At 72.5% G+C, this 26,415-nt stretch carries 20 protein-coding genes and 1 pseudogene; 6 read left to right on the top strand and 15 right to left on the bottom strand.

From position 1 onward, the window contains the following. Positions 1–113: 113 nt before the first annotated feature. The 4 genes from ACFWMZ_RS23705 to ACFWMZ_RS23690 all read right to left on the bottom strand — a co-directional run bounded on the left by ACFWMZ_RS23705 (position 114) and on the right by ACFWMZ_RS23690 (position 4,086). Positions 114–731: an AAA family ATPase gene (locus tag ACFWMZ_RS23705; RefSeq protein ID WP_383203912.1), complete on the bottom strand. Its 618-nt coding sequence runs from the start codon at positions 729–731 to the stop codon at positions 114–116. Between the two features lie 79 nt (positions 732–810). After that, entirely contained in the window at positions 811–1,611 is an 801-nt protein-coding gene (locus tag ACFWMZ_RS23700; RefSeq protein WP_383177362.1) for an ABC transporter permease, read from the bottom strand. A gap of 77 nt (positions 1,612–1,688) precedes the next feature. Further along, positions 1,689–2,702: an ABC transporter ATP-binding protein gene (locus ACFWMZ_RS23695; RefSeq protein WP_383177456.1), complete on the bottom strand. Its 1,014-nt coding sequence runs from the start codon at positions 2,700–2,702 to the stop codon at positions 1,689–1,691. A 142-nt stretch (positions 2,703–2,844) separates the two neighbouring features. After that, complete coding sequence (locus ACFWMZ_RS23690) at positions 2,845–4,086, bottom strand: NYN domain-containing protein (RefSeq protein ID WP_383177365.1); 1,242 nt, start codon at positions 4,084–4,086, stop codon at positions 2,845–2,847. Between the two features lie 240 nt (positions 4,087–4,326). Between ACFWMZ_RS23690 and ACFWMZ_RS23685 the strand changes: the two genes are divergently transcribed. Further along, a complete protein-coding gene (locus tag ACFWMZ_RS23685) occupies positions 4,327–4,503 on the top strand; it encodes a hypothetical protein (protein WP_383177368.1) in 177 nt (58 codons plus the stop codon). 118 nt (positions 4,504–4,621) lie between these two features. On the opposite strand, the gene dnaE is transcribed toward ACFWMZ_RS23685, so the two are convergent. Further along, on the bottom strand, positions 4,622–8,170 hold the full coding sequence (gene dnaE, locus ACFWMZ_RS23680; protein WP_383177371.1) for a DNA polymerase III subunit alpha: 3,549 nt from the start codon (positions 8,168–8,170) through the stop codon (positions 4,622–4,624). 794 nt (positions 8,171–8,964) lie between these two features. On the opposite strand from dnaE, the gene ACFWMZ_RS23675 reads away from it, so the two are divergent. The 4 genes and pseudogenes from ACFWMZ_RS23675 (at position 8,965) to ACFWMZ_RS23660 (ending at position 13,884) form a co-directional block, all read left to right on the top strand. After that, positions 8,965–9,648, top strand: a complete 684-nt coding sequence (locus tag ACFWMZ_RS23675) for a hypothetical protein (protein WP_383177374.1) — start codon at positions 8,965–8,967, stop codon at positions 9,646–9,648. A gap of 88 nt (positions 9,649–9,736) precedes the next feature. Beyond that, the gene (locus ACFWMZ_RS23670; RefSeq protein ID WP_383177377.1) at positions 9,737–10,555 is read left to right on the top strand and encodes a thioredoxin domain-containing protein; all 819 of its coding nucleotides are present in this window, start codon (positions 9,737–9,739) and stop codon (positions 10,553–10,555) included. A gap of 138 nt (positions 10,556–10,693) precedes the next feature. Further along, positions 10,694–12,144: pseudogene (locus ACFWMZ_RS23665) on the top strand (alkaline phosphatase D family protein). A gap of 96 nt (positions 12,145–12,240) precedes the next feature. Next, positions 12,241–13,884, top strand: coding sequence for a serine/threonine-protein kinase (locus ACFWMZ_RS23660; RefSeq protein WP_383203909.1), 1,644 nt, complete (start codon positions 12,241–12,243; stop codon positions 13,882–13,884). 21 nt (positions 13,885–13,905) lie between these two features. Here ACFWMZ_RS23660 and ACFWMZ_RS23655 read toward each other — a convergent pair whose 3' ends face one another. The 6 genes from ACFWMZ_RS23655 to ACFWMZ_RS23630 form a co-directional block, all read right to left on the bottom strand. Continuing rightward, positions 13,906–14,475: a dienelactone hydrolase family protein gene (locus ACFWMZ_RS23655; RefSeq protein ID WP_383177383.1), complete on the bottom strand. Its 570-nt coding sequence runs from the start codon at positions 14,473–14,475 to the stop codon at positions 13,906–13,908. A 392-nt stretch (positions 14,476–14,867) separates the two neighbouring features. After that, positions 14,868–16,454: a Na+/H+ antiporter gene (locus ACFWMZ_RS23650; protein ID WP_383177386.1), complete on the bottom strand. Its 1,587-nt coding sequence runs from the start codon at positions 16,452–16,454 to the stop codon at positions 14,868–14,870. A gap of 130 nt (positions 16,455–16,584) precedes the next feature. Next, a complete protein-coding gene (locus tag ACFWMZ_RS23645; protein ID WP_383177389.1) occupies positions 16,585–17,079 on the bottom strand; it encodes a GNAT family N-acetyltransferase in 495 nt (164 codons plus the stop codon). Positions 17,080–17,125: 46 nt separating this feature from the next. After that, positions 17,126–18,070 (bottom strand): RluA family pseudouridine synthase, encoded by a 945-nt coding sequence (locus tag ACFWMZ_RS23640; protein ID WP_383203906.1) that lies wholly within the window; start codon positions 18,068–18,070, stop codon positions 17,126–17,128. Between the two features lie 89 nt (positions 18,071–18,159). Beyond that, a complete protein-coding gene (gene lspA / locus ACFWMZ_RS23635) occupies positions 18,160–18,768 on the bottom strand; it encodes a signal peptidase II (RefSeq protein ID WP_383177395.1) in 609 nt (202 codons plus the stop codon). A 133-nt stretch (positions 18,769–18,901) separates the two neighbouring features. Next, positions 18,902–19,519, bottom strand: a complete 618-nt coding sequence (locus tag ACFWMZ_RS23630; protein WP_383177398.1) for a TraR/DksA family transcriptional regulator — start codon at positions 19,517–19,519, stop codon at positions 18,902–18,904. A 535-nt stretch (positions 19,520–20,054) separates the two neighbouring features. On the opposite strand from ACFWMZ_RS23630, the gene ileS reads away from it, so the two are divergent. Beyond that, positions 20,055–23,198 carry an isoleucine--tRNA ligase gene (gene ileS, locus ACFWMZ_RS23625; protein WP_383203918.1) on the top strand — a complete coding sequence of 1,048 codons (3,144 nt, stop codon included), beginning with the start codon at positions 20,055–20,057 and terminating at the stop codon, positions 23,196–23,198. Between the two features lie 167 nt (positions 23,199–23,365). On the opposite strand, the gene ACFWMZ_RS23620 is transcribed toward ileS, so the two are convergent. The 4 genes from ACFWMZ_RS23620 to ACFWMZ_RS23605 all read right to left on the bottom strand — a co-directional run bounded on the left by ACFWMZ_RS23620 (position 23,366) and on the right by ACFWMZ_RS23605 (position 26,409). Then, complete coding sequence (locus ACFWMZ_RS23620) at positions 23,366–24,562, bottom strand: DivIVA domain-containing protein (RefSeq protein WP_383177400.1); 1,197 nt, start codon at positions 24,560–24,562, stop codon at positions 23,366–23,368. A 55-nt stretch (positions 24,563–24,617) separates the two neighbouring features. Then, positions 24,618–24,902 (bottom strand): YggT family protein, encoded by a 285-nt coding sequence (locus tag ACFWMZ_RS23615; protein WP_003947575.1) that lies wholly within the window; start codon positions 24,900–24,902, stop codon positions 24,618–24,620. Positions 24,903–24,953: 51 nt separating this feature from the next. Continuing rightward, a complete protein-coding gene (locus ACFWMZ_RS23610) occupies positions 24,954–25,565 on the bottom strand; it encodes a cell division protein SepF (RefSeq protein ID WP_383177403.1) in 612 nt (203 codons plus the stop codon). Between the two features lie 124 nt (positions 25,566–25,689). Beyond that, on the bottom strand, positions 25,690–26,409 hold the full coding sequence (locus ACFWMZ_RS23605; RefSeq protein ID WP_383177406.1) for a YggS family pyridoxal phosphate-dependent enzyme: 720 nt from the start codon (positions 26,407–26,409) through the stop codon (positions 25,690–25,692). Between the last annotated feature and the right edge of the window lie 6 nt (positions 26,410–26,415).

The raw sequence follows: 26,415 nt of genomic DNA, 5'->3' as shown, positions 1-26,415 counted from the left end.
TACGGTGGGACACGAAGACCTCCGTGCGGTGAAGACTCGACACCTCCACCACACCGGAGGTCTTCGCCATGATCAAGACCCGTCGGCGTTAACAACGCTCGTGGTCAATACACCTAGGGGGTGCCCCCCCGCTCCTCCTCCCGGGGCCCGAAGAGCCCCGTCAATCCCAGATGCACCAGCAGTGCCGCGATCGGCCAGGCGACCAGCACCCCGAGCGCCCCGAGCTCCAGCGGCGCGTCGAAGGTGACGCCCTGGCCGGCGCTCCGGGCGTGCCCGGCGACGTCTCCGTCGGGGCCGAGGGCCATGCCGAGCTGCCAGGCGATGGCGGCGCCGCCGAGGGAGCCGAGGGCGAGGCCGCAGACCATGGGGATGCCGCCGGCGCGGTGGACGAGGAAGGCGGCGGCGCCGGCGAGCGCGCCGAAGGCCAGGGCGAGGAGGGCGAAGGTGCCGTCGGCGCCGATGGCCTGTTCGCCCTCGGTGTCCTTGAGGTAGACGGCGTCGCCGTCGGAGACCAGCGGGACGTGCGGGGCCAGCCGGGACCAGAGGAAACCGAGCGCCAGCCCCAGGACGGCCACGGCGAGGCCGGTCAGCGCGGCGCGGCGGATCTCGCGGCCGAGCGGCTCGTCCCGGACCGTACCGGGGTGGGACGGGTACGCGCCCTCGGGCGTCTGCCAGGGGTCGTACCCGGGGTGGCCGTGCGGTGGCGTGGGCGGGTTCAGCGGTGCGGTCACCCGGACATCGTGCCAGGCCCGGCCGGGGGGACGCGGGCCGGGAGGGCCGATCGTGGGGCGGTGGGGGCGGGGCGCGCGGTCAGCGGACGGCCGCCCGGCGGTACGCCCAGGTGGCGAGGGTCAGCGAGACGACGCCGACGCCCGCGCAGACCCCGAGGTCGACGAGGACGGCCGCCCAGTCGGGGTGCGGCGCGAAGGTCCGCGCGAAGGCCTCCACGCCGTAGGTGGAGGGGAGCAGGTCGCGGGCGAGGACCAGCAGGGCGGGCAGCCGGTCGGGGGGCAGCACGCCGAGGAGCAGCGCCGCGGACATGCCGAGCTGGCCGAGGAGGGTGGCGAGCTCGGCGCGGGGCGCGAGCAGGCCGAGGGCGGCGCCGAGGCCCGAGAGGGCGGCCCCGGCGAGCGGGATGACGGCGATCAGCACCCAGAGCTGGGCCAGCGGCAGCTGGAAGAGGACGCAGCCGACGAGGGCGGTCACCAGGGTGCCGGGGACGGTGAAGGAGGCGTACGCCCCGGCGGCGCCCAGGACGACCGCGGCGGGCGGCACGGGCAGCGTCGCGTAGTGGTCGAGGCCGCCGCCCGCGCGGAGCTGCCCGAAGTACTGGGCGAGGAGGTTGAGGGCGACGAAGGCGACGACGAGGACGCTGGACCCGGCGACCACCGCGTGCGCCTCGGTGCCGCCGTCGACCACGCCGCGCATCAGGATCATGATGCCGACGGACTGGAAGGTCGCGACGAAGAGCAGCGGGATGCGGGCGACGCGGGCCCGGGAGAGCTGGGCCCGGTAGACCGCGGCGAGGGAGGGCAGCAGCCGGGCGCGGGGCGCGAGCGCGGCGGGTGCGGCGACGGGCCGGGGGGTGGCCGCTGGGGCGGTGGTGCTCATGCCGGGTCCCGTTCCGTGGGCGGCGCGGCCGGGCGCGGGGACCCGGCGGTCGGTCGTGGGGGTCGGGGGGCCGCCTGTCATGTCTTCACCAGTCCCGTTCCGCTGCCGCCGAGTGCCAGGTAGACGTCTTCGAGGCTCGGCGTGGCCAGGGTGAAGTCGTCCAGTGCCGCGAAGGCCGAGCCGCCGGTGACGGCGGCGACGGCGGCGCGTGCCTCGTCGGGTGCGAGCCGCAGCACCCAGCGGCGGCCCGACTCGGCGGCGGAGTCGCGCAGGGCGGCGACCTCGGGCACGTCGAGCGGCGGCCGCTCGCGCCAGAGCAGGTCGAGCCGGACCTCGTGGGCGACCCGCGTCTTGAGGCCGGAGGGGGTGTCGCAGGCGATGACGCGGCCCTGTTCGAGGACGGCGACCCGGTCGAGGACGGTCTCGGCCTCGATGACGTTGTGGGTGACGAGCAGGACCGTGGTGCCCTCTTCGGCACGGCGGCGGTCGACGGCGGCCCAGACGGCGCGGCGGGCGACGGGGTCCATGCCGGTGGTGGGCTCGTCCAGGACGAGCAGCGGCCTGCTGCCGACCAGGGCGGTGGCGAAGCAGGCGAGGCGGCGCTGTCCGCCGGAGAGCTTCTTCAGCGGCCGGGAGGCGAGCGGGCCGAGGCCGAGTTCGTCGAGGACGTCGTCGCGCTGGGCGCGGGCGGCCGGGGCGTCGAGGCCGCGCAGCCGGGCGGTGGTCTCGGCGGCGAGGGCGACGGTCAGCTCGTCCAGGGCGGTGGACTCCTGGCCGAGGTAGGCGAGGAGCCGCGAGGCCCGCTCGGGGTGGCGGACGACGTCGTGGCCGAGGAGGTGGACGGTGCCGGAGTCGGGCCGCATGAGTCCGGTGAGCTGCCGGACGAGGGTGGACTTGCCGGCGCCGTTGGGGCCGAGCAGGCCGAAGATCTCGCCGCCGCGCACGTCGAGGTCGATGTGGTCGGTGGCGCGGACCTCGGAGATCGCGGGGGCGCCGCGTCTGCCCCGGGTCGCCGGGTACGTCTTCACGAGGTCACGCACGACGCAGACGGCTTGCTCCTGGGGGGCGGATGCGGAGTCCGTGCGGTCCATGCTCACGAGGGACGAGCCTACGGGGTCGCGTTGCCTGCTTTGTGCCCGGGGCCGGGGTGCCGTGCCGAGGCGGCAGGCACGCCTGCGGCACCCTCGGACGGGGTGCGGCGGCGGTGCGGCCCTGACCGGCGGGGCGGTCCCCTCAGCTCAGCGGGCGGACGTGGTGGAGGGGCTGCGGGGCGGTCGGCTGGCCGGTGGCGGGGAGATCGATCTCGCGCCAGAACCCGGCCCGGATCGCGTACCGGTCGTGTTCGTCGATCTGGTCGTCCTTGTGGGCGAGGAGGCCGAACCGGGCGGCGTAGCGCAGCAGCTCGCCGTCGATGCGGTGCGGGATGCGCGGGTAGAGGGTGGCGAGGCGGGGCAGCAGGGTGCGGTCGGCGAGGCGGCCGAGCCAGCGGCGGGCGAAGACCTGGCCGACCTCGAAGGGGTCGCCGCCGACGGTGGTGATGTCCTCCTCGCGGTCGGCCCACCGCTGCTCGGCCGTGGTGAGCTGGGCGAGGGTGGGCAGGGCGGCGTCGTCCGGGGAGTCGGCGGGGCCGGAGCGTTCGACCAGGCCCTTGTCGGAGGACCAGCGCAGGGTGGCGGTGGCGGGCTGCTCCTTGGCGGCGGGGGCGGGCCGGTCGCCGGGGGCGCGCAGGGCGGCGAGGTCCTTGGGGGTGGGGACGGTGCGGGGGTGGGTGGTGCCCGGGTCGGTGCCGTTGGCCTCGGCGGGGGCCGGGGCGTGCTCGGGCTCGGAGTCGCGGCCGGGGCGGGTGGCGGTGTCGGGCAGCGGCGCGGAGAGGATGGCGGCGATCTCGGGGCCGGGCGTCGGCTGCGGGGCGCAGGCGCCGACGGCGTCGCGGGCGCGGATGGCGCGGGTGATCCAGGTGCGGTCGAGCAGGCGGCGCTCGTCGGCCTCGGCGACGAGGTCCTCGGACTGGTTGTAGTCGCCGCCTGCCGCCTGCACGGCCCAGAGGTGGACGGCGACGCCGTGTTCCTTGGCGGCGGTCATGCCGGGCAGCAGGTCGCCGTCGCCGGTGACGAGGACGATGTCGGAGCAGGCCTTGTTGCGGGCGAGTTCGGTGAGTTCGGCGTGCATGGCGGCGTCCACGCCCTTCTGCGCCCACCGCCCGTCGCTGCGGGTCAGGGCGCCGAGTCGGACGGTGACGCGGGGCATGACGCGCAGGCGGCGGTGCTCGGGCTGGGGGACGCGGTCGGGCGCGCCGTCGAACCAGTAGATACGCAGCAGGGGCTGGGCAGTCTCGACCTCGGCGCGCTCGCGGAGCTGCCGGACGAGGGTGGCGTGGTCGACGGAGATACGGGACCGGGAGGGGTCTCCTGCGAGCAGGCTGGCGGCGGCGCCCAACAAGTATCCGGCGTCCACCAGAACGACGCAGCGGTCCACGCGTACCACCTCTTTCCCCTTGGTCCCGGGGCGGGCGGGGGCCCGGCGCCGGGTTTCCTTCGAGTCTGCCCGACCTGGTGGGCGTTAACGGCCCGAACTCGATCTTCGGCGTGGCGCATCGGGCGAGGAATCCACCACTTGCCCGCTCACGCACGGTAATTACACGAAATGCGCAGAGTGTCCGCCTGTGTGAATCTGGAGTCGGCCCCGGACCCACACCTTTTCGGGAGGCAGATTTCCATGGCCAAGAACAAGAACCGCAAGCAGGGCAGTAGTAAGGGCCGCGAGTCGGCCGAGAACCCGGCGCAGCAGGCGAAGGAGAAGTCGACCGAGACCATCTCCTCGATCCAGTCCACGGCGCAGGGCAGCCCGGCCGACGTGGCGCGCAAGCACCAGCGCCGGTTCGGCCACAACTGACCGGCCGGTCGCGGCCCCTGGGGGCGTCTCCCCGAGGGCAGAGCTGACGAGAAGGGGCGCACCCCGTACCGGGGGTGCGCCCCTTCTCGTCGCGCCGTGGTTCGGCCGCCGCCCGCTCTCAGCCTGCCAGGCAGGAGGCGCCGAGGAGCACCTTCAGGTCGCCGAAGAGCGACGGGTCCGGCTGGACCCGGTGGCGGTCGAGCCTGAGAACGGTGGTCTTGCGGGGGCCCTGGAGCTTGATCCGCACCTCGGAGTTGCCGCGGTGGGAGTCGAGCACCTCGCTGAGGCGGCTGACCATCGGCGGGGTCACCTTGACGGCCGGGATGGTGATGATCACCGGCGCGTTGGTGCCCGCGTTGGACAGGTCGGGGGCCTGGAGCTCCATCGCGACCAGCCGCGGAATGTCCTCCCGCTTGTCCAGGCGCCCCTTGACGAAGACGACGGCGTCCTCGACGAGTTGGGTGGAGACGAGCTGATAGGTGGCGGGGAAGAACATGCACTCGATGGAACCGGCCAGGTCCTCGACGGTGGCGATCGCCCAGGCGTTGCCCTGCTTGGTCATCTTGCGCTGGAGGCCGGAGATGATGCCGCCGACCGTCACGACGGCGCCGTCCCCGTAGTCGCCGCCGGTGAGCTGGCCGATTCCGGCGTCGGCCTTGTCGGAGAGGACGTGCTCCAGGCCGAAGAGCGGGTGGTCGGAGACGTAGAGGCCGAGCATCTCGCGCTCCTGGGCGAGGAGGTAGGTCTTGTCCCACTCCTCGTCGGTGAACTCGATGTCGAGCCCGAAGCCCGGCTCGTCCGCGCTCTCGTCACCCATGCCGCCGAAGAGGTCGAACTGCCCCTCGGCCTCCTTGCGCTTGACCTGCACCACGTTGTCGATCATGGGCTCGTAGTGCGCGGTGAGGCCCTTGCGGGTGTGGCCCATCTCGTCGAAGGCGCCGGCCTTGATCAGCGACTCGGTGGTGCGCTTGTTGCAGACGACGGCCTCGACCTTGTCGAGGTAGTCGGGGAAGGTGGCGAACTTCCCCTTGGCCTTGCGGCTGCGGATGATCGACTCGACGACGTTGGAGCCGACGTTGCGGACGGCGGAGAGGCCGAAGAGGATCACGTCGTCGCCCTGGGCGGCGAAGTTGGAGACGGACTCGTTGACGTTGGGCGGGAGGACCTTGATGCCCATACGGCGGCACTCGTTGAGGTAGACCGCCGACTTGTCCTTGTCGTCGCGGACCGAGGTGAGCAGCGCCGCCATGTACTCGGCCGGGTAGTTGGCCTTGAGGTAGGCGGTCCAGTAGGTGACCAGGCCGTACGCGGAGGAGTGGGCCTTGTTGAAGGCGTATCCGGCGAACGGCACCAGGACGTCCCAGAGGGCCTGGATGGCCTCGTCGGAGAAGCCGTTCTTGCGGGCTCCGGCCTGGAAGAGGACGAAGTTCTTCTCCAGCTCCTCGGGCTTCTTCTTGCCCATCACGCGGCGCAGGATGTCGGCCTCGCCGAGCGAGTACCCGGCGATGATCTGGGCGGCCTTCTGCACCTGCTCCTGGTACACGATGAGGCCGTAGGTGAGGCCGAGGATCTCCTTGAGGGGCTCCTCCAGCTCCGGGTGGATCGGGGTGATCTCCTGCTGGCCGTTCTTGCGCAGGGCGTAGTTGGTGTGCGAGTTCATGCCCATCGGGCCCGGGCGGTACAGCGCCGAGACGGCGGAAATGTCCTCGAAGTTGTCGGGCTTCATCAGCCGCAGCAGGGACCGCATGGGTCCGCCGTCGAACTGGAAGACGCCCAGGGTGTCGCCGCGGCAGAGCAGCTCGAAGGTCTTGGGGTCGTCCAGCGGCAGGGAGAGCAGGTCGAGGTCGATGCCCTTGTTGGCCTCCACCATCTTGCGGGCGTCGTCCATGATGGTGAGGTTGCGCAGGCCCAGGAAGTCCATCTTCAGCAGGCCGAGCGACTCGCACTGCGGGTAGTCCCACTGCGTGATGGTGACGCCGTCGGTGTGCCGCGTCCACAGCGGGGCGTGGTCGACGATCGGCTCGCTGGACATGATCACGCCGGCGGCGTGCACGCCCATCTGCCGGACCAGGCCCTCGACGCCCTTGGCGGTGTCGATGACCTTCTTGACGTCCGGCTCGTTCTCGTACATCCCCCGGATCTCGCCCGCCTCGGAGTAACGCGGGTGCTGCGGGTTGGTGATGCCGTCGAGGTCGATGCCCTTGCCGAGGACGTCGGCGGGCATCGCCTTGGTGAGCCGGTCACCCATGGCGTACGGGTACCCCAGCACGCGGGCCGAGTCCTTGATGGCGTTCTTCGCCTTGATCTTGCCGTACGTGCCGATCATGGCGACCTTGTCGGCGCCGTACTTCTCCGTGACGTACCGGATGACCTCGACGCGCCTGCGCTCGTCGAAGTCGATGTCGACGTCGGGCATGGAGACGCGCTCCGGGTTGAGGAAGCGCTCGAAGATCAGGCCGTGCTCGATCGGGTCGAGGTCGGTGATGCCCATGGCGTACGCGACGATCGAACCGGCGGCGGAACCTCGGCCGGGGCCGACCGCGATGCCGTTGTTCTTCGCCCACATGATGAAGTCGGCGACGACGAGGAAGTACCCGGGGAACCCCATCTGGATGATGACGTCCATCTCGTACTCGGCCTGCCGCTGGCGGTCCTCGGGGACGCCGGCGGGGAAGCGCCGCGCCATGCCGCGGCGCACCTCCTCCTGGAACCAGGTGACCTCGGTGAAGCCTTCGGGGATGTCGAACTTCGGCATGAGGTCGCGCTTCTCGAACATGCCGGTGGTGTCGATCTGCTCGGCGACCAGCAGGGTGTTGCGGCACCCCTCCTGCCAGGCGTCGGAGGAGTCGATGGCGTACATCTCCTCCGTCGACTTGAGGTAGTACCCCGTGCCGTCGAAGCGGAAGCGGTCCGGGTCGGAGAGGTTCTTGCCGGTCTGGATGCAGAGCAGGGCGTCGTGCGCGACCGACTCGTGGGAGTACGTGTAGTGCGAGTCGTTGGTGACCAGCGGGGGGATGCCGAGTTTCTTGCCGATGTCGAGCAGGCCCTGGCGGACCCGGCGCTCGATCTCGATGCCGTGGTCCATCAGCTCCAGGAAGTACCGGTCCTTGCCGAAGATCTCCTGGTACTCGGCGGCGGCCCGCAGCGCCTCCTCCTCCTGGCCCAGGCGCAGCCGGGTCTGCACCTCGCCGGAGGGGCAGCCGGTGGAGGCGATCAGCCCCTCGGACCACTGGGAGATGGACTCCTTGTCCATCCGGGGCCACTTCTGGAGCCAGCCCTCGGCGTACGCGTCGGAGGAGAGGCGGAAGAGGTTGTGCAGGCCGGTGGAGTTGGCCGCCCAGATGGTCTTGTGGGTGTAACCACCGGAGCCCGAGACGTCGTCGCGCTTCTGGTGCGGCTGGCCCCACTGGATCTTCCGCTTGGTCCGCCGGGACTCGGGCGCCACGTACGCCTCGATGCCGATGATCGGCGTGACGCCGGCCTTCTGGGCGCTGTGGAAGAAGTCGTACGCGCCGTGGAGGTTGCCGTGGTCGGACATGGCGATGTGGCTCATGCCCATCTCGTTGCACGCGTCGAACATGTCCTTGAGCCGCGCGGCACCGTCCAGCAGCGAGTACTGGGTGTGGACGTGCAGGTGCGTGAAGGGCGGCTTGGACGTCGTGGACACGGACTGGCCTCCGGGGCGTCGGCAGGGCGGGGTCTGGCAGCTCCGGAGTCTACGTGGGACCACTGACACCCCCCGGGTCCTCCCCTGCCGGGGGGGGCTGGGCCGTCCTGGGCCGGGCGCCGCTTCCCCGCGCCCGTCGCCGATCGGCCTCAAGCGCCGGCCGGGCTGTCCTTCGGCCGCGGCCCGGCTTGCCCGTGGCGCCCACTGACTCGCCTCAAGCGCCGGCTGGGCTGTCTTTGGCCGCGGCCCGATTGCCCGTGCCGGTCACAGATGGCCTCAAACGCCGGCCGGGCTGTGGGATCCGCGGTTTGTCCGCCGGGTGGCGCGGGCGGGGCCGCACCGGAGCAACCGCGAACCCCGTGGCGGCCCCGCCTCTCAAGACCACCGGCAACCAAAAAATCCCAGCCCGGCCGGCGCTTGAGGCCATCTAGGACCGGCACGGTCGACCGGCGCTCAACCTCAAAACAGCCCGACCGGCGCTTGAGGCCATCTAGGACCGGCACGGTCGACCGGCGCTCAGCCATAAAACAGCCCGGCCGGCGCCTGAGGCCATCTGTGACGGGCGCGGACGAGCGGCGCCCAGCCGAAAGAGCAGCCCGGCCGGCGCTTGAGCCCACCGGCGACCGGCACGGTCGAGACGGACAGGCGGCCGAAGAGAGCCCAGCCGGAATACGAGGGCCCCAGCCCTCTTAGCCATCCCTTACGGGCCCCCGTGGCAGACTCGACGGCACAATGGGATGAGAAGAAAGCGCGCCCACGGTGGCGCGCCCCTAGCCGACGGAACGAAGACGCCCGTGGACACGCCGATAGCCGAGACGGCGCCGCGCCTGCTGCGCGCGGCGCTGTTCACCGTGCTCGCGGTCACCCTGTCCACCACCTCGCACGTCCTGCTCTCCGGAGCCCCGCTGCCGCTCGGCACGGTGACCCTGGTGGGTGCGGCCGTCTTCGCCCTCGCGTGGACCCTGGCGGGTCGCGAGCGCCGCTTCGGGCGGATCGCCGCCCTGCTGGTGCCCCTGGAACTGGCCGCGGACACGGTCTTCACCGCTGGCCAGCACCTCTGCTACGGGGCGGCGGGCGGCCCGGTCGCGGGCCCCCTGCGCACCGTCGGCGTCGACCTGCTCTGCGGCGGCGGCGCGCTCGGCGCGCCCCTGGCCCGGCTGCTGGGCACGCCGCCGGAGGCGACCGCCGCGCACCCCCGGCCCGAGCTGGCCTGGCTGCTGCTCGGCGCGCACGTCGGCGTGGGCCTGCTGGCCGCCGCCTGGCTGCGGTACGGCGAGCGGGCCCTGGCACAGGTGCTGCGGGCTGCGGCCGCGCAGGCCTTCCGCCCGCTGCGGCTGGCCGTGGCGCGGGTTCCGGCGCCCCTCGCCGCCGGCACCGCCCGGGTGCGGCCCGAGGCGGGTCCCGCCGGGCGCCCGGGCCTGCTCATCGCGCACTCGGTGGGCCGCCGCGGGCCTCCCGTGCTGCTCCGTCCCGCCTGACACAGGCCCTCCCGGGCCATGGCGCGGCGGGCTCCCTCCGGTCATCATCCGGTCACCCCCAGCGACGTCCCACACGGAGAGCACACCCATGAGCAAGCGGAACAGCCAGGCGGCGAAGAGCGCGGCACGCGAGCGGCTGCGGATCGAGCGCGAGAAGCAGGCGAAGAAGGACAAGATGCGGCGGCAGCTGATCGTCGCCGGTTCGGTCGTCGGCGTCCTGGCGATAGCGGGCGGCGTCGGCTTCGCCGTCGTCAAGGCCAACGAGCCGGGCCACTGGGAGAAGGCCGCCGACCAGAAGCTGGTCAAGCCCGCCAACACCTCCGGCGCCCAGGGCACCACCGTCGTCATCGGCAAGGACGACGCCGCCAAGACGCTGAAGATCTACGAGGACCCGCGCTGCCCGGTCTGCGCCACCTTCGAGCAGAACGTCGGCGACACCATCGACCAGGACCTCAAGGACGGCAAGTACAAGCTCCAGTTCGTCGGCGCCTCCTTCCTGGACCGGGGCCTGGGCGGCGAGGGCTCCAAGAACGCGCTGAGCGCGCTGGGCGCGGCGCTCAACGTCAGCGACGAGGCGTTCATGGCGTACAAGTCGGCGCTCTTCTCGGTGGAGAACCACCCGGAGGAGTCGAAGGACGAGTTCGCCAAGGACAGCAGGCTGCTGGAGATCGCCAACCAGGTGCCCGAGCTGAAGGACAACAGCGCCTTCAAGAAGGACGTGGAGAACGGCACCTACGACAAGTGGGCGCTGGAGATGTCGAAGGTCTTCGACGACAACAAGGACGACGTCAAGGGCACCCCGTCGCTGATCATGGACGGCAAGAAGGTCACCGCCGAGGGCAGCGACAACGCGCCGCAGACCCCTGAGCAGTTCAACGCCGCCGTCGACAAGGCGCTGAAGGGCTGACCCGCCCGCCCGTACGGCGCGGCGGCCCGCCCCGCCGCGCCGTACGGGCGGCATCCGGCCGACGAGCGGGCGAACTTTCCCTGGTTCGCCCTTTCTTGGCGTGTACGGGACAGTGGTGCGCGTCTACGGTACTCAGCCGTGACCAGTCGAACCGAGCACCATCAGACCCCCGGCGCCCCCAGCCGCCGCACCGTCGTCAAGGCCGCGGCCGCCACCGGCGCCCTGCTGCCGCTCGCCGCGGCCACCACCGCCACGGCCGCGGCCACGCCCCAGTTCCTGCACGGCGTCGCCTCCGGAGACCCGCTGCCCGACGGCGTCCTGCTGTGGACCCGCGTCACCCCCACCGAGGAGGCGGGGCCCGGTTCCGGCGCGGGCCCGGACACCGAAGTCGGCTGGGAGGTCGCCGCCGACGCCTCCTTCGCCGCGGTCGTCGCCCGCGGCACGGTCATCGCGCGGGCCGCCACCGACCACACCGTCAAGGCCGACGTACGCGGCCTCGCCCCCGCCACCGGCTACTGGTTCCGTTTCACCTCGGGCTCCACCGTCTCCCCCGTCGGGCGCACCCGGACCGCCCCGGCCGCCGAGGCCGCCCCCGCCGGGCTGCGGTTCGGCGTGGTCTCCTGCGCCCACTGGGAGGCCGGCTGGTTCTCCGCCTACCGCCACCTCGCGGCCCGGGGCGACCTGTCTGGGACGACCACGAATTCGCCAACGACGCCTGGTCGGGCGGGGCGGAGAACCACACGCCGGGCGCGGAGGGCGAGTGGAGCGAGCGGGCGGCCGCCGCCCGGCAGGCGTACTTCGAGTGGATGCCGGTCCGAGCCTCCACCGAGGGCACCGTCTTCCGGCGGTTGCGCTTCGGCCGTCTCGCCGATCTGCACCTGCTGGACCTGCGCAGCTTCCGCTCGCAGCAGGCGTCCATCGGCAACGGCGCGGTCGACTCCCCGGAGCGCAGCATCACCGGGCGCGCCCAGCTGGACTGGCTCAAGGCGGGACTCTCCGGCTCGCAGGCCGCCTGGCAGCTGGTCGGCACCTCCGTGATGATCTCCCCGGTCGCCTTCGGCTCGGTCCCCGCCCATCTGCTGCGGCCGCTCGCCGAACTCCTGGGCCTGCCCACGCAGGGCCTCGCGATCAACGTCGACCAGTGGGACGGCTACACCGCCGACCGCACCGAGCTGATCCGGCACCTGCGCACCGCCGGCGTCCGCGACACCGTCTTCCTCACCGGCGACATCCACATGGCGTGGGCCAACGACGTGCCGGTGACGGCGGCGACGTACCCGCTCTCGGAGTCGGCGGCCACCGAGTTCGTCGTCACCTCGGTCACCTCGGACAATCTCGACGACCTGCTGAACGTCGCCCCGGGCACTGTCTCCACGGTGGCCGAGGGCGCGGTGAAGGCCGCCAACCGGCACGTGAAGTGGCTCGACATGGACGGGCACGGCTTCGGCGTCCTCGACGTCACCGCCGAGCGCTCCCAGATGGACTACTACCTGCTCTCCGACCGGGCCGACCCGGCCGCCTGGCTCCGGTCGTACCGCACCCGCCGCGGCACCCAGCGGGTGGAGCGGGCGGATGCGCCGGTCGCCTGACACGAGCGGCACCCCCCGCTCCGGCCTCCTGACGGGACGTGTCGTTCCGTCAGGCGACCGGCGGCGGCGGGCGCTTGGCTCTATACGCTGTGCCCCATGAGCGCACCGGGGGAGTCGATCGGCGGCCGTTTCACCTTGCTGGGGCCGCTCGGCAGCGGCGGCATGGGGACCGTCTGGCGGGCCAGGGACGAGGTGCTCCACCGAGAGGTGGCGTTGAAGGAGGTCCGTCCGCCCGACCCGGCGCTGACCGGCCCGGAGGCCGCCGCCACCCTGCGCGAACGCGTGTTGCGCGAGGCCCGCGCACTGGCCCGGCTCAGCCACCCGCACGTCGTCACCATCCACCAGATCGTGGACGCCGGAGCCGGGACGCACCCCTGGATCGTGATGGAACTCGTACCCGGCGAGAGCCTCGCCGACCGGCTCGGGCGCGGTCCGCTCCTCCCCCAGGAGGCGGCCGTTCTCGGCCGGCAGATCCTCGCCGCGCTGCGCGCCGCGCACGCCGCGGGCATCCACCACCGCGACGTGAAGCCCGCCAACATCCTGCTCCGCACCGATCCGGGCGTTCCCGGCCCGCCCAGCGCCGTCCTCACCGACTTCGGCATCGCCGCCCTCCAGGGCTCCACCGCGCTCACCGCCACCGGCGACCTGATCGGCTCGCCCGAGTACATCGCCCCCGAACGGATCCGCGGCCGCGACGACCACCCCGCCTCCGACCTGTGGTCGCTGGGCCTGGTCCTCTACGTCGCCGTGGAAGGGCACAGTCCGCTGCGCCGGGCCACCACCCTCGCCACCCTCGCGGCCGTCCTCGACGAGCCGGTGCCGCCGCCGGTCCGCTCCGGCCCGCTGGCCGCCGTCCTCGGCGCCCTGCTGGTCCGCGACCCCGCCGCCCGGCCCGACGCCGCCACACTCGACCGCCTCCTCGCCGAGGTCGCCTCGGGCAACGCCCCCTCCTGGGCCGAGCCGACCGTCTCCGGCGATCGCCCGGCCCCGGCCGCCTCCCCCGGTACGCCCCCGCCCCCGGCGCCACCCGCACCGGGTACTCCCCCGCCGCCTCGCCCCGCCGCCACCACGGCGGTCACCCCGCCCCGGCGCCGTACGGCGGCCCTGGTCGCGGGCGCCGCCGCGCTGGTCGCGGTCGCGGTGACGGCGACGGTCCTGGTCCTCGCCCCTTGGGAACGGGACGACCTCTCCGGCCCCGGCCCGGACCCCACGCCGACGGCGACCCAGGACCCGGCCGGGAACGGCGGCGGGCAGCCCTTCCCCGACGCGGACCGGAGCACGGAAGCGGACGACGCCCCATCCGGGGAGGACGCCGCCGATGACGGCGACCAGGCCGACGACTCCGACTCCGGCTCCCAGCCGGAGTCCGGTCCCGCCCCGTCCGCTTCGGGTACGCCGCAGCCCCCGTCCGGCGGGTCGTGGATCGCCCAGCTCTTCTCCGAGCCCGTCTCCACCGGCACCGCCACCCGCGACCGGCGCCTGGCCGCGGTACGCGCCGAGGTGCCCGAGGCCCGCTACCTGCGCAGCGACGACTACGCCTCGTTGCGCCCGGGGTACTGGGTCTTCTACGTGCCCGGGCCGTTCGACGACGGGCACGCGGCTCTGCGGTTCTGCGCCGGGAAGGGGCGGACCACGGGCAACGAGTGCGTGGGGCGCTACCTCAGCGACGACCGGGGCGACGCCGACGCCATCTGCCACCCTCCGGCGGGCAGCCCGAAGGGCCGCTGCACCCGGCCGTGAGCCGGGCCGGTCAGGGTCCGGTCAGAGCGAGTCGAGGAAACCCCGGACCGTCCGCCAGGTGGCCTCCGCCGCCTCGGCGTCGTAGTCGGGCAGCTCGGGGTCGGTGTACAGGTGCCCGGCGCCCGGGTGGCGGTAGATCTCCACGTCGGCTCCGGCGCGCTGCATCCGCAGGTACCAGGCGTTGAGCCAGTCGTGCGGCTCGAACGGGTCGTTCTCGGTGACGTGCAGCTGGACCGGGAGCTCCTCGGCACTGGCGTCGTCGGGGAGGTCGGAGGTGCCGGAGAAGAGGACCAGGCCGCGGGCCTTCTCGTCGGCGAGGGCCAGGTTCTGCGCGATGGCACCGCCCAGCGAGAAGCCGGCGTAGACCAGGCCCTTGTCGGAGTGGGGCGCAGCGGCCCGTACGGCGCGCTTCAACAGCTCGTCCGTCCCGATCTCGTCGCGCAGCGCCAGCCCCTCCTCCATGTCCGCCGGGCTGCGCCCCTCGAACAGATCGGGCACATGCACCTCATGCCCAGCAGCCCGCAGCCGCTCCGCCGCCTGCCGCAAGGCAGGCCGCACCCCGTACACGGAGTGGATCAACAAAATCTCCATACCCGCATCCTCCCACCCCCACCCGAAGCACCCCTCAACCCCCGCCCGGGCACGGTCCCCACTCCAGCCCGACCACCGCCCCCTCCAGCCCGGCCGGCGCCCTCCTCAGCCCGACCACCGCCCCCTCCAGCCCGGCCGGCGCCCTCCTCAGCCCGACCACCGCCCCCTCCAGCCCGACCGGCGCCCTCCTCAGCCCGACCACCGCCCCCTCCAGCCCGGCCGGCGCTTGAGGCCAATCAGTGACCGCCACTCAAGTACAACGAGCGGCCAAAACCCAGCCCGGCCGGCGCCTGAGGCCACCCCACCGCGGCCCCGTCAGGGGCACACCCAGCCGAAACTCCGGCCCGGCACCGACACCACCGCCCCCGGTACAGCCCGGCCGGCGCCTGAGGTCACCGCAAGCTGCGCACATCGAGCTGCCGAAGCACCCGGTCGACCACCTCGGGATCGGCCCCGGGCTCATTCCGAGCCGACAGCACCTCGTGCCGCGCAGCGGACATCATCTCCCGCTGCACCCGCGACATCGCGGCCACCCTCTCGGCCCGCTGCAAGTACCACTCACGCCGCTCGTCGTCGAGAAGGTCGGGGCTGATCCGCACCCCGATGTCGAGCGCCCCACGCTGCAGCCGCTCGCTGATGTCCTCGGGCAGCTCCTCGGTCGCCTCGATCTCCTTGAGCCGCCGCCGCGCCGCCTTCGCCGCCCGGATCGCCAGATCGTGCTCCAGCCGGTGCTCGGCGTCGGTGTCGGCCTTGACCCCGAGCTTGCGCACCAGCCACGGCAGGGTCAGCCCCTGCACCAGCAGGGTGGCCATGATCACGCAGAAGGCGATGAAGATGATCTCGTCACGCGCCGGGAAGGGCTCCCCGTCGTCGGTGGTGAGCGGAATGGCGAGGGCCAGCGCGACCGAGGCCACCCCGCGCATCCCCGACCACCACATGACGACGGTCTCGCGCCAGGAGGCGGGGAGCTCCTCGTTCTCGTCGCGCAGCCCGTGCATCTTCTGGGCGAGCCAGGTGGTGGGCAGCAGCCAGAGCAGCCGTACCCCGACGACGACGGCGACGATCGCCACGCCCCAGCCGATCATCTGCCCCTCGCGGCCCTCGGCGGCGCGGATGACGGTGTGCAGCTCCAGCCCGATCAGGCCGAAGGCGATACCGGTGACCAGGGTGTCGACCACGTGCCAGAAGGTCTGCCCGGTGATGCGCCCCAGCACGTCGTCGGCGTCGAGGGCGGTGCCCGCCAGCAGCAGCGCGGTGGTGAGGACGGCGAGGACGCCGGAGCCGTGCAGCTCCTCGGCGAGGATGTAGCTGGCGAACGGCACCAGCAGGGTCAGACCGGTCTGGAGCGTGGCGTCGCCCAGCATGGACATGGCCTTCTTGCTGATCCAGCCGAGCGCCAGACCGACCGCGACGGCGACCGCGGCGGAGAGGAAGAACTGGGCGACGGCCCCGCCCCAGGAGAAGGTGCCGGTCAGCGCCGCGGCGATCGCCACGTGGTAGAGCACGATGGCGGTGACGTCGTTGAAGAGCCCTTCGCCCTCCAGTACGGAGACCAGGCGCCGGGGCAGCCCCAGCTGTCCGGCGACGGCGGTCGCGGCGACCGGGTCGGGCGGCGCGACCAACGCGCCGAGCGCGACGGCGGCGGCGAGCGGCAGCCCCGGCACGATGGCGTTGGCGACGCCCGCCACGGCCGCGGTGGTGACGAAGACCAGCGCGACCGCCAGCAGCAGGATGGGCCGGTAGTTGGCGGTGAACTGCCGCCAGGAGGTCCGTTGCACCGCGGCGTAGAGCAGGGGCGGCAGGACCAGCGGGAGGATGTACTCCGGCGGCACGTTCACGTTGGGGACGAACGGCAGCAGCGCGAGGACGATGCCGCCGAGGGTCATCAGCACGGGCGCGGGCAGCCCCAGCCGGTCCCCCAGCGGCACCGTGATCACGGAGCCGAGCAGTAGCAGAAGCAGCAGCGCCAACTGGTCCACTGTGTGCCCTCCGGCAAGGTCGGTACGTCAGGAAAACGTCCCCACTCTGCCACGTCACCGCCCCGGCCCGGCCCGCGCCCCCCTACCCGGCAGCGTCGCGCCGCTGGTCAGGGGCGCGGACAGGCGCCGGTCAGCTCTCCTGGAGCTCCCGGCGCATCGCCCGGTGCGGGATGCCCGCGTCCTCGAACTCCGGTCCGTACGCCTGGTATCCGAGCCGCTCGTAGAAGCCGAGGGCGTGGGTCTGGGCGTGCAGGTCGACCGCGCGCAGTCCCCGTTGAGCCGCCGCCCGCTCCAGCCCGCGCACCAGGGCGGCGCCGACGCCGAGGCCGCGCGCGGCCTGGAGCACCGCGAGCCGGCCGAGGGCGCCCACACCCAGGTCGCCGCCGGTGCGGTCGGCCGCGGCAGGTCCGTACAGCAGCCGGCCGGTGCCGAGCGGTCCGTCGGGGCCTTCGGCGAGGACGTGCACGGTGTCGCCGCCCAGAGCGTCGAAGGCGTCGTACTCGATGTCCTCGGGGACGCCCTGCTCGGCGACGAAGACCTCCTTGCGGACCGCGAAGCAGGCCTCGCGGTCGGCGGGGTCTTCGGCGACGCGTACGCGCACGTCGCTGGGGGCGGGGTTGCTCACGCGGGGTCTCCTTCGCGGGTCGGTCCCGGCACCGGGGCCGGGGCGGTCAGGCGCCGCTCTCGGCGCGCACCGTGTCCAGCGCGTGCTGGAGGTCGGCCGGGTACTCGCTGGCGAACTCCGCCCAGCTCCCGTCAGCCGGGTGCTCGAAGCCGAGCCGGACCGCGTGCAGCCACTGCCGGGTCAGGCCGAGCCGCTTGGCGAGGGTGGGGTCGGCGCCGTAGGTGAGGTCGCCGACGCAGGGGTGGCGGTGGGCCGACATGTGCACCCGGATCTGGTGGGTGCGGCCGGTCTCCAGCTTGATGTCGAGCAGGGAGGCGGCGCGGTAGGCCTCGATCAGGTCGTAGTGGGTGACCGAGGGCTTGCCCTCGGCGGTGACGGCCCACTTGTAGTCGTGCTGGGGGTGGCGGCCGATGGGGGCGTCGATGGTGCCGCTCATCGGGTCGGGGTGGCCCTGGACGAGGGCGTGGTAGCGCTTGTCGACGGTCCGCTCGCGGAACTGCTGCTTGAGCAGCGTGTACGCCCGCTCGGACTTGGCGACCACCATCAGGCCGGAGGTGCCGACGTCGAGGCGGTGGACGATGCCCTGGCGTTCGGCGGCGCCGGAGGTGGAGATGCGGTAGCCGGCGGCGGCGAGGCCGCCGATGACGGTGGTGCCGGTCCAGCCGGGGCTGGGGTGCGCGGCGACGCCGACCGGCTTGACGATGACGACGATGTCGTCGTCGTCATGGACGATCTCCATGCCCTCGACGGGCTCGGCGACGACCTGGACGGGTGCGGGGGCGGCCGGCATCTCGACCTCCAGCCAGGCGCCGCCGTGCACGCGCTCCGACTTTCCGACCGCGGCGCCGTCGACCAGCACCTTGCCTGCTGCGGCCAGCTCGGCGGCCTTGGTGCGGGAGAAGCCGAACATCCGGGAGATGGCGGCGTCGACGCGCTCGCCCTCCAGGCCGTCCGGCACGGGCAGGGTGCGGATCTCGGGAATCGTGCTCACCCGTCGAGTATGCCGGACGGCGGAGGCGCGCCGGACGCCGCCGTCGGACAGAGGTACGACCCGGGGGGGGTGCTCGGCCCCCGGGGAACTCAGTCCTTGTGGACGGTGCCGTCGGGGTCGAGGCCGCGGAAGGAGAGGATCACGATCAGGATGCCGCCGCAGACGATCGCGGAGTCGGCGAGGTTGAAGACCGCGAAGTTCTTCGGCGCGAGGAAGTCCACCACCGCGCCCTCCATGACCCCGGGGGCCCGGAAGATGCGGTCGGTGAGATTGCCGAGGGCTCCGCCGAGCAGCAGGCCGAGCGCGATCGCCCACGGCAGGCTGTGGAGCTTGCGGGCGAGCCGGGCGATGACGACGATCACGGAGGCGGCGATCACCGTGAAGATGATGGTGAACGCCTCACCGATGCCGAAGGCAGCGCCCGCGTTGCGGATGACCCGCAGCTCGAACCAGTCGCCGAGGACCTGGATCGGCGCGTGGTGCTCCAGCTCCGCCACCACCAGCAGCTTGCTGCCGAGGTCCAGCAGGTACGCGACGACGGCGACGGCGAAGAGCACGGCGACCCGGCGCGGCCCGCGCGGCGCGGCCGGGGTGGCCCCGTCCTGCCCGTCCTCGGTCGGCTCCGGCGGCTCGGCCCGGCCGGGCTCCTGCGCTTCAGGGGTCTCAGGCATACCGATGATGCGCTCCGCCTCTGCCACGTGTGTCCCTCGACGATGGGATAGATGCCCCGAGGGTACGACACCGCCGCGCGCGCCCGGGTGCCAGTACGCCCCCGGGGCAGCGCCCGGGCGCGTACGCCGCCGGGGCGCGCCCCGGCGGAGGGCGGGCCGCTCAGCCCCGGCGCTCCTGCTTCTGCTTGCAGTCGACGCAGAGGGTGGCGCGGGGGAACGCCTGGAGGCGGGCCTTGCCGATCGGATTGCCGCAGTTCTCGCAGTTGCCGTAGGTGCCCTCGTCGAGCCGGACAAGGGCCTGCTCGGTCTGGCGGAGCATCTCGCGGGCGTTGGCGGCGAGCGACAGCTCGTGCTCGCGGGTGATGTTCTTGGTGCCGGTGTCGGCCTCGTCGTCCCCGGCCCCGCCGCCGCTGTCCCGCATCAGTCCGGCCAGCGCCTGGCCCGACGCGTCGATCTCGGTGCGGATGCGCTCGGCGTCGGTGCGCAGCCCCGCCCGGGCCTCCTCGGCCTCGGCCTCGGTCCAGGGGTCCTCCCCCGGCCGTACCGCCAGCGCCTCGTGCCCGGCGCGTGCCTGCGGCACCGGCCCGGACTTCTCCGCCGTACCCGTCTTCTTCGCCACCACGGAGCCGACCTCCTGCGTCTCGTCGGCCGGCGCCGGGGCGGCGGCCTTCCTGCCCGGGGACGTGGCCGCCCTCTCCGGGATCCTGCCCGCGGCACCCGCACTCGCGTCCTGTCCGTCGCGCGGCGGGTCGGCTGCCGCTGTTCTGTCCGTCGCCATCCGGCAGCCCCTTCACCCGGTGTGACCTGCTCGCGCGTCGTGCTGGGACGATAAATCGACTTCCGGCCGACGGCAACGGGGCACGCCACCACCTGTCACCGCCCGCCGGACGCCGGTCGGGCGCCCGAACTCCTTTGTGCCCCCGCGGCCCGCCGGATATGCCCCCGGCCCGCCGGACGGCCCCGGACGGCCGCCCGCGGCGCCCGGGGAAACCCGGTCGGCCGGTCCGCTCCGGCGCCGTACACTGGCGGCAGCGAGAAGCGACGATGGGGACGAGTAGCGTCGTCAGCGGCCGTGAGCGACCCGGGGACGGTGGAAGCCCGGGGGTCCGCCCGACGTGAAGATCACCCCGGAGCCGCCGGAGGAAAGCCCGCGGCAGGGCGAGTAGAACCGGCATCGCGCCCCCAATGAGTGGGCGGCGCCGTCCCGGCGACGGCGCAGGCCAAGGAGGGTGGTACCGCGGCGGTCCGAGAGGCCGTCGTCCCTCCGACGGAATGCAGCAGTCCGTTGGAGGAGCGCGTCGATGACACCCCCGGTGACCCCGCCCCAGTACCGCCAGGTACCCGCCCAGGTCGACCTTCCCGCCCTGGAGCACGCGGTGCTCGACTTCTGGCGTGAGAACAAGATCTTCGCCAAGACCCTGGAGCAGTCCGAGGGCCGCCCGGAATGGGTCTTCTACGAGGGCCCGCCGACCGCCAACGGCATGCCCGGCGCCCATCACATCGAGGCCCGCGTCTTCAAGGACGTCTTCCCCCGCTTCCGCACCATGCGCGGCTACCACGTGGGCCGCAAGGCCGGCTGGGACTGCCACGGCCTCCCCGTCGAGCTGGCGGTGGAGAAGGAGCTGGGGTTCAACGGCAAGAAGGACATCGAGGCGTACGGCATCGCCGAGTTCAACGCCAAGTGCCGCGAGTCGGTGACCCGGCACACCGACGCCTTCGCCGAGCTGACCACCCGCATGGGCTACTGGGTCGACATGGACGACGCCTACCGCACCATGGACCCCTCGTACGTCCAGTCGGTCTGGTGGTCGCTGAAGCAGATCTTCGAGAAGGAGCTGCTGGTCCAGGACCACCGCGTCGCCCCCTGGTGCCCGCGCTGCGGCACCGGCCTCTCCGACCACGAGCTGGCGCAGGGGTACGAGACGGTCGTCGACCCGTCGGTCTTCGTCCGCTTCCCCCTCACCTCGGGCCCGCTCGCCGGCGAGGCCTCCCTGCTGGTCTGGACGACCACGCCGTGGACCCTGGTCTCCAACACCGCCGTCGCCGCCCACCCCGACGTGCGGTACGTCGTCGCCACCGACGGCGCCGAGAAGCTGGTCGTCGCCGAGCCGCTGCTCGAGAAGGCGCTCGGCGAGGGCTGGGAGGCGACCGGCGAGTCCTTCACCGGCCGGGAGATGGAGCGCTGGAGCTACCAGCGCCCCTTCGAGATGGTGGAGTTCCCGGCCGAGGCGCACTATGTCGTCAACGCCGAGTACGTCACCACCGAGGACGGCACCGGTCTGGTCCACCAGTCCCCCGCCTTCGGTGAGGACGACCTCCAGGTCTGCAAGGCGTACGGCCTGCCGGTGGTCAACCCGGTCCGCCCGGACGGCACCTTCGAGGAGGAGCTGCCGCTGGTCGGCGGGGTCTTCTTCAAGAAGGCCGACGAGGCGCTCACCGCCGACCTGGACGCCCGCGGCGTCCTCTTCCGCCACGTGCCGTACGAGCACAGCTACCCGCACTGCTGGCGCTGCCACACCGCGCTGCTCTACTACGCGCAGCCGTCCTGGTACATCCGCACCACCGCGGTCAAGGACCGGCTGCTGGAGGAGAACGAGCGGACCAACTGGTTCCCCGACTCGGTCAAGCACGGACGGTTCGGCGACTGGCTCCAGAACAACGTCGACTGGGCGCTCTCCCGCAACCGCTACTGGGGCACGCCGCTGCCCATCTGGCGCTGCGAGGAGTCCCACCTCACCTGCGTCGGTTCGCTGGCCGAGCTGAGCGAGCTGACCGGGACCGACCAGTCCGAGCTGGACCCGCACCGCCCGTACATCGACGAGATCACCTTCACCTGCACCCACGCCAACTGCCAGCTGGAGGCCTACCGCGTCCCGGAGGTCATCGACGCCTGGTACGACTCGGGCTCGATGCCGTTCGCACAGTGGGGCTACCCGCACCGGAACAAGGAGCTGTTCGAGCAGCGCTACCCGGCGCAGTTCATCTCCGAGGCGATCGACCAGACCCGCGGCTGGTTCTACACGCTGATGGCCGTGGGCACCCTGGTCTTCGACAAGTCGAGCTACGAGAACGTCGTCTGCCTCGGCCACATCCTGGCCGAGGACGGCCGGAAGATGTCCAAGCACCTGGGCAACATCCTCCAGCCCATCCCGCTGATGGACCAGCACGGCGCCGACGCCGTCCGCTGGTTCATGGCGGCCGGCGGCTCCCCGTGGGCGGCCCGCCGGGTCGGCCACGGCACCATCCAGGAGGTCGTCCGCAAGACGCTCCTCACCTACTGGAACACCGTCGCCTTCCAGGCCCTGTACGCCCGTACGGCCACCTGGGCGCCGTCCGCCGCCGACCCGGCCCCGGCCGACCGGAGCGTCCTGGACCGCTGGCTGCTCGGCGAGTTGAACACCCTGGTGCAGGGCGTCACCGAGGCGCTGGACGGCTACGACACGCAGCGCGCCGGCAAGCTCCTCTCGGCCTTCGTCGACGACCTCTCCAACTGGTACGTGCGCCGCTCGCGCCGCCGCTTCTGGCAGGGCGACCCGGCCGCGCTGCGCACCCTGCACGACGTGCTCGACACGGTGACGCGGCTGATGGCGCCGCTGGTGCCGTTCATCACCGAACGGGTCTGGCAGGACCTGGTGGTGCCGGTCACCCCGGACGCCCCCGAGTCGGTCCACCTCGCGGCCTGGCCCGAGGCCGACACCGCCGCCGTCGATCCCGAGCTGTCCCGGCACATGGCGCTGGTGCGCCGCCTGGTCGAGCTGGGCCGGGCCACCCGCGCCGAGTCCGGCGTGAAGACCCGCCAGCCGCTCTCCCGCGCGCTGGTCGGCGCGACCGGCTTCGCCGAGCTGCCCGCGGAGCTGCGCGCGCAGATCACCGAGGAGCTGAACGTCTCCTCGGTGGAGTCCCTCTCCGAGGTCGGCGGCTCGCTGGTCGACACCACCGCCAAGGCCAACTTCCGGACGCTGGGCAAGCGGTTCGGCAAGCGCGTCCAGGACGTCGCCAAGGCGGTCGCCGCGGCCGACGCGGCGGCGCTCTCACTGGCCCTGCGCGAGGGGAACGCCACCGTCACCGTGGACGGCGAGGTGATCGAGCTGGCCCCCGAGGAGGTCATCGTCACCGAGACGCCGCGCGAGGGCTGGTCGGTCGCCTCCGACGCCGGTGCCACCGTCGCCCTCGACCTGGAGATCACCGAGGAGCTGCGCCGGGCGGGCCTGGCCCGGGACGCGATCCGGCTGATCCAGGAGGCCCGCAAGAACAGCGGCCTGGACGTCGCCGACCGGATCGCGCTGCGCTGGTCCGCGACCGACCCGGCCGTGGCGGAGGCGCTCACCGAGCACGCCGGGCTCATCGCCGACGAGGTCCTCGCCACGGACTTCGCCACCGGTTCGGGTGACGAGGCGTACGGCGAGCCGTTCACCGACGAGCCGCTGACCCTCACCTTCCAGCTGCGCCGCGTCTGACGGACGCCGCACCCGGACGAAGAGCCGGGCGGACCTCCTCGGAGGACCGCCCGGCTCTTCGCTTTCCCGGCGACCCGCGCGTGGTCCGCACGCACGACGACGCGGGCCCGGCCCCCACCAGGGGGGCCGGGCCCGCGTCTGAATGCCTAGGACACCCTAGGGCGCCGTCAGTTGTCGTCCTCGTCGATCAGGAAACCGCGCATCGGGGCCGGAGCCTGCTGCATCGGTGCGGGTGCCTGCGGCCGGACCGGAGCCATCGGCTGGGTCATGGCCGGGGACATCTGCTGCTGACCGCCGCCGTACGACGGGCCGCCGGACTGCTGGTTGCCGCCCATGGACTGGTTCGGGTGCCCACCCATGCCGTTCGCACCGGCTCCTGCCATGGACCCGCTCATCTGCGGGGCCGGCGGCAGCGAGGCGGCGGCGGGGGTACGCGGCGGCGCCAGCGAGTCGTCGGACTGGGTCTCCAGCTGACGCAGCTGGCTCTCCAGGTACGACTTCAGGCGGGTGCGGTACTCGCGCTCGAAGCCGCGCAGGTCCTCGACCTTGCGCTCCAGCGTGGCGCGGGCGGACTCCAGGGAGCCCATCGCGACACGGTGCTTCTCCTGCGCGTCCCGCTCCAGGGCGTCGGCCTTGGCACGGGCGTCCCGCTCCAGACCCTCGGCACGGCTGCGCGCCTCACCGACGATCTTGTTGGCCTCGGAACGCGCCTCGGCGATGGCCTGGTCGGCCGTCTGCTGAGCGAGCGAGAGCACCCGGGCGGCGCTGTCGCCACCGGGGCCCTGACCGGGCTGGGGCAGCTGCGGGCCGCCGTGGCCGCCCATGGGGCCACCCATCGGACCACCCTGGCCCATCGGACCGGGACCCTGCTGGCCCATCGGACCACCGGGGCCCTGCTGGCCCATGGGGCCGGGACCCTGCTGGCCCATCGGGCCGGGGCCGTGCTGGCCCTGGGGGCCGGGGCCGTGCTGACCCTGCGGGCCGGGACCGTGGCCGTGGCCGCCGGGGCCTGCCGGAAGCTGCGGGGCACCGCCCGGAAGCTGCGGCGGGCCACCCATGTGCTGCTGCTGTTGCTGCTGCTGGGGCGGCACCGGCTGCGGTCCCGATATGGCGGCGGGCACCGGAGCACCGGGACGATCCTGCTGCTCCTGCTGCTTGCGCATCCCCTGCTGCTGCTGGTTCTGCGCGGCCGCCCGCGTGGCGGCGGCGAGTTTGGCGCGCAGGTCCTCGTTCTCACGGAGCAGGCGCGTCAGTTCGGACTCGACCTCGTCGAGGAAGGCATCGACCTCGTCCTCGTCATAGCCTTCTCGGAGGCGGACGGTCGTGAACTGCTTGTTCCGCACGTCCTCGGGGGTCAACGGCATCTCTTCACCTCAACGTAGTCGTCGGCATTCGGCAAGAACGTAGCTGACATCACGCTCACAGCAGGCTCACGACGGAGATCAAGATGTAGACGATGATCATCAGTACGAAGAAGGACAGGTCGAGCGCTACGCCCCCGAGACGGAGAGGCGGGATGAACCGCCGCAGAAGCTTGAGCGGTGGATCGGTGACAGTGTAGGTCGCCTCCAGAAGCACGACCATCGCCTTGCCCGGTTGCCACGAGCGGGCGAACTGGAACACGTAGTCCATGACCAAACGGAAGATCAGCACGATGAGGAAACACATCAGCGCGATGTAGAGCACATCCCCGAAAACGCTCATTGCCGCGCTGCCCTCTCCCCTGACTCATGCTGTCGTCTTGTCGTCGGCGTCTCAGCTCTGGTTGAAGAACCCGCCCTCTGCGATGCGAGCCTTGTCCTCCGCCGTGACATCGACGTTAGCAGGCGACAACAGGAACACCTTCTGCGTCACCCGCTCAATGCTTCCATGAAGACCGAAGACCAAACCCGCGGCAAAGTCGACAAGTCGCTTCGCGTCGGTGTCGTCCATCTCCGTGAGATTCATGATCACCGGAGTGCCCTCGCGGAAGTGTTCCCCGATGGTACGGGCTTCGTTGTAGGTCCGGGGGTGCAGAGTCGTGATGCGGTAGGGCTCACGCTCGGAGACAACCTTGGGCATGATCACCGGGGCGTTCTTCTCCAGGCTCTGACGTTCAGGTGTGATGGATGCCACGGGGGCGATTCGGGCGGGTCGTCCGGATTCCGCCGGCAGCGGAACGGGTTCGCGCTCGCGCTGCGCCGGCGGCTGGGGGGCGCGTACCGGCTCCTCGACAGGCTCTTGGTGCGCCGGAGCGTGTCGGCGCCGGTCGCGCTCGGGCTCCGGCTCGGGCTCGAACTCGTCGTCGGGGTCGAACCCCGGGCCGTCGTACCCATCGTCCTCCACGAGGCCGAGGTAGACCGCCATCTTGCGCATCGCGCCGGCCATGCTCTGAGTCCTCCGCTCTGTGGTGGATCAACTGACGTCAAACGTGCCCGCGATCCACGAAGTCACCCCGCCGAACTGCGGGAATGACCATATTTTCTGCTGTGGTCCGACTTGCTTCGCGACGTTACCCGAGCGCGGGTCGGACTCCGAGTACCGCACTGCCGACGCGTACATGTGTCGCCCCGGCGGCCACGGCGTGTTCGAGATCCCCGCTCATCCCCGCAGAAACCATGGTGGCAGCAGGCCAGGCCGAGCGCAGGGAGGTTGAGATTTCCCTCAGTCGTTCGAAGGCCGCTGACGGCCGCCCGGCGTACGCGCCGGACAGAGGTGCGACGGTCATCACGCCGCCGAGCCGCAGCCCCGGGGCCGCGTCGATCAGGCCGGCCAACTCCTCGGCACCGTCCGGCGCCACGCCACCCCGGTCACCCCGGCCGCCGGCCTCCGCGTCGAGGGCGATCTGGACCAGGCAACCCAGTTCGCGCCCGGCGCGCCCGGCCGCGGAGGAGAGAGAGGTCACCAGCTTCGCGCGGTCGACCGACTGCACGAAATCGGCGTAACCCGCCACGGAACGGGCCTTATTGGTCTGCAACTGGCCCACGAAGTGCCAGGTGAGGTCCAGATCCGCGCAGTCGGCCGCCTTCGGGGCGGCGTCCTGGTCGCGGTTCTCGGCGACCTGCCTGACACCCAGTTCGGCCAGCAGCCGCACGTCGGAGGCGGGGTAGGTCTTGGTGACCACGATCAGGGCCACCTCGCTCCGGTCCCGGCCCGCGGCCGCGCAGGCTCCGGCGATCCGCTGCTCCACCCGCTCGAGGTTGGCGGCGAGTTCGGTCTTTCGGTCGGTCATCTCTTC

The sequence above is a fragment of the Streptomyces sp. NPDC058373 genome, assembly GCF_042723275.1.
In the GTDB taxonomy this organism is placed as follows: domain Bacteria; phylum Actinomycetota; class Actinomycetes; order Streptomycetales; family Streptomycetaceae; genus Streptomyces.
Note: the sequence above shows the minus strand (reverse complement) of the source record. Positions and strands in the feature narration are given on the sequence as shown.